This is a genomic window from Terriglobales bacterium (genome assembly GCA_035624475.1).
Taxonomy (GTDB): Bacteria; Acidobacteriota; Terriglobia; order Terriglobales; family Acidobacteriaceae; genus DASPRL01.
Genome location: DASPRL010000352.1, coordinates 1 through 2,939, shown reverse-complemented (window position 1 = coordinate 2,939; position 2,939 = coordinate 1). Strand labels below are relative to the sequence as shown.

The window sequence follows — 2,939 nt, the reverse complement described above, 5'->3', positions numbered from 1 at the left end:
GGAAGGCAAGATTCGAATCAACGACCTGGCCAGGGAGCTGGAAGTCAAGAGCAAGACCCTGCTCGACTTCCTGCCCACGATTGGCATCACCGAGAAGAAGACGCACTCCAGCTCCGTCGAGGTGGACGAGGCGGCGAAGATCCGCAAGCACTTTGCGGCCAAGGCCGAAGCCGCCGCCCGCGCCCGGGAAGAGAAGGCGCCGCGCCACGCCGCCGAAGAAGTCAAGCCCAAGTTCGACCTCTCCAAGATCGCGCGCCCCGGGGACGTGCTCAAGGCCATCCGCGCCACCGCGGAGGCGCCGGCGCGTCCGGCGGCGAGACCTGCGGCGCCGGCAGCGCCGCCGCCGGCCGCTGCGAAGCCGGCTGCCGCGCCGCCGGCCAAGCCGGCAGCGCGTCCCACGGCGGAAGCGCCCGCCGCAGTCCCGGCCGCAGCCCCCGCGCGGCCGACGCCTCCCGCGGAGGCAGTCGCGCCGCCGACCCGTCCGGTCGCAGCGGTGGAGGCGGCTCCGCCGGCGGTTCCTCCGGCTGCCGCGCGCCCGGTCGCCCCCGCCGCCAAGCCCGTGGCCCCGCCGCCGGCGGCGGCTCCCGCGGCCCCTGCTCCTCCAGCGCGCCGCGTGATCACGCCGCAGACCGGCCCGCGCCCGGTGTACCAGGCGCCACCCACGGTGCCCGGCGCCGCGCGCAGCGTCCCCGGCCGTCCTGAGCCCGGCAAGCCCATCTTCCAGCGTCCGCGCCCGGCCGCGCCGCCGCCGCGGCCCGCGCCCGGCCCCGGCGGTCGCCGGCCCATGCATCCCACCCGCAGTTCGCCCACGGGAGCGCGTCCCATGGGCGTGGGTCCCGGCCTGCCGCCGCCTCCGACGCGCCCTGCCGGACGCCCCGGCGGGCCCGCGCGCCGCCCCGGGCAGCGCTACGTCCCGCGCGGCGTGAAGGAAGGGCCGATGAAGGGCTTTGTGCCGCCGCCGCGGCTGGCCTCGCTCTCCACCGAGCCTCTGCCCATCACCCGCACCATCACCATCACCGAAGGCATCAGCGTGAAGGAATTGGCGGAGAAGCTGGAGGTCCGCGCCAAGGACCTGATCGCGCGGCTGCTGGCGCGCGGCGTCTTCGCCACCATCAACCAGACCCTGGACGCGGAATTGGCCACGGCGATGTCGCGGCAGTTCGGCGCCGACACCTCGGTCATCAGCTTCGAACAGGAGGCCGCACAGGAAGCCGCTGCGGCCCTGGCCGCCGAAGGCGAAGAGGTGGTGGGAGCGGCGCCGCGTCCGCCCGTGGTCACCATCATGGGCCACGTGGACCACGGCAAGACCTCGCTGCTCGACGCCGTCCGCCAGACCAACGTGGCCGAGGGCGAGGCCGGGGGCATCACCCAACACATCGGCGCCTACAAGGTGAAGATCACCGACACCAACTCACCCGCCCTGGGGCGCGAGATCGTCTTCCTCGACACTCCCGGCCACGAGGCCTTCACCCGCATGCGCGCCCGCGGCGCCAAGGTGACCGACATCGTGGTGCTGGTGGTGGCGGCCGACGACGGGGTGATGCCGCAGACCCTGGAGGCCATCGACCACGCCCGCGCCGCCAACGTCCCCATCATCGTGGCCGTCAACAAGGTGGACAAGCCCGAGGCCATGCCCGAGCGCGTCAAGAAGCAGCTCGCCGACCGCGGCCTCCTGCCCGAGGACTGGGGCGGCACCACCGTCTTCGTCGAAGTCTCGGCCAAGCAGAAGAAGAACCTCAACCTGCTGCTGGAGATGGTGTGCCTGGTGGCCGACCTGCAGGAGCTGAAGGCGGTGGCCGACCATCCCGCCACCGGCGCCGTGCTGGAGGCCAAGCTGGACCGCGGCCGGGGTCCCGTGGCCACCATCCTGGTGCAGAACGGGACGCTGCGGGTGGGCGACAACTTCGTGGCCGGCAACGTCTTCGGCAAGATCCGCGCCATGCTCGACGACCGCGGCAGCGCCCTGGCGGAGGCCCCGCCCGCCACCCCGGTCGAGGTGCTGGGCCTGGAAGGCCTGCCCCAGGCCGGCGACCAGATGGTGGTGGTCACCGACCGCAGCAAGGCCAAGGAGATCGCCGAGTACCGCGAGCAGAAGGCGCGCGAAGCGGAATTGGCCAAGAGTTCCCGCGTCTCCCTGGAGAAGCTGGCGGAGCAGGTGCAGGCCGCCGCCGTCAAGGAACTGCCCATCATCCTCAAGGGCGACGTGGGAGGCTCGGTGGAAGTGCTCTCCGACGCGCTGCCCAAGCTCTCCACCGACAAGGTGAAGGTGAAGATCCTGCACTCCAGCGTGGGCGCCATCACCGAGACCGACGTGCTGCTGGCCTCGGCCTCGAACGCCATCATCATCGGCTTCAACGTGCGTCCCGAGCGCAAGGCGCAGGAGCTGGCCGAGCAGGACAAGGTGGACATCCGCCTGCACTCCATCATCTACGAATTGCAGGACGAGATCAAAAAGGCCATGTCGGGGCTGCTGGAGCCCACCATCAAGGAGACCTACCTGGGGCGCGCCGAGGTGCGCGAGACCTTCCGCATCCCCAAGGTGGGCATGGTGGCCGGGTGCTACGTGCAGGACGGCCTCATCAAGCGCGACGCCGAGGTGCGGCTGCTGCGCGACAACGTGCAGATCTTCAAGGGCAAGGTGGGCTCGCTGCGCCGATTCAAGGAGGACGTCGGCGAGGTGCGCAACAACCTGGAGTGCGGCATCACCATCTCCAACTACGCCGACATCAAGGTGGGCGACGTGATCGAGGCCTTCGTCACCGAGAAGATCGCGGCGGAAGCAATAGCCTGAAAGTTGCCGGTTCCCGGTTCCCAGTTCCCAGTGGGTCGCTTTTCAACTGGCAACCGGGAACCGGGAACTGGGAACTCGTCATGATCGCTTTCCTGACCATCGAGCTCCGCCTCGAAGCTGCACATTCGCTCAAAGACAAAAGGCAGGT

Annotated in this window: 1 protein-coding gene; it reads left to right on the top strand. The window is 70.6% G+C overall.

Features of this window, described 5'->3' with window-relative positions; all coding sequences use genetic code 11:
* Positions 1-10: 10 nt before the first annotated feature.
* A complete protein-coding gene (gene infB / locus VEG08_13840; protein ID HXZ29070.1) occupies positions 11-2,791 on the top strand; it encodes a translation initiation factor IF-2 in 2,781 nt (926 codons plus the stop codon).
* Positions 2,792-2,939: the final 148 nt, after the last annotated feature.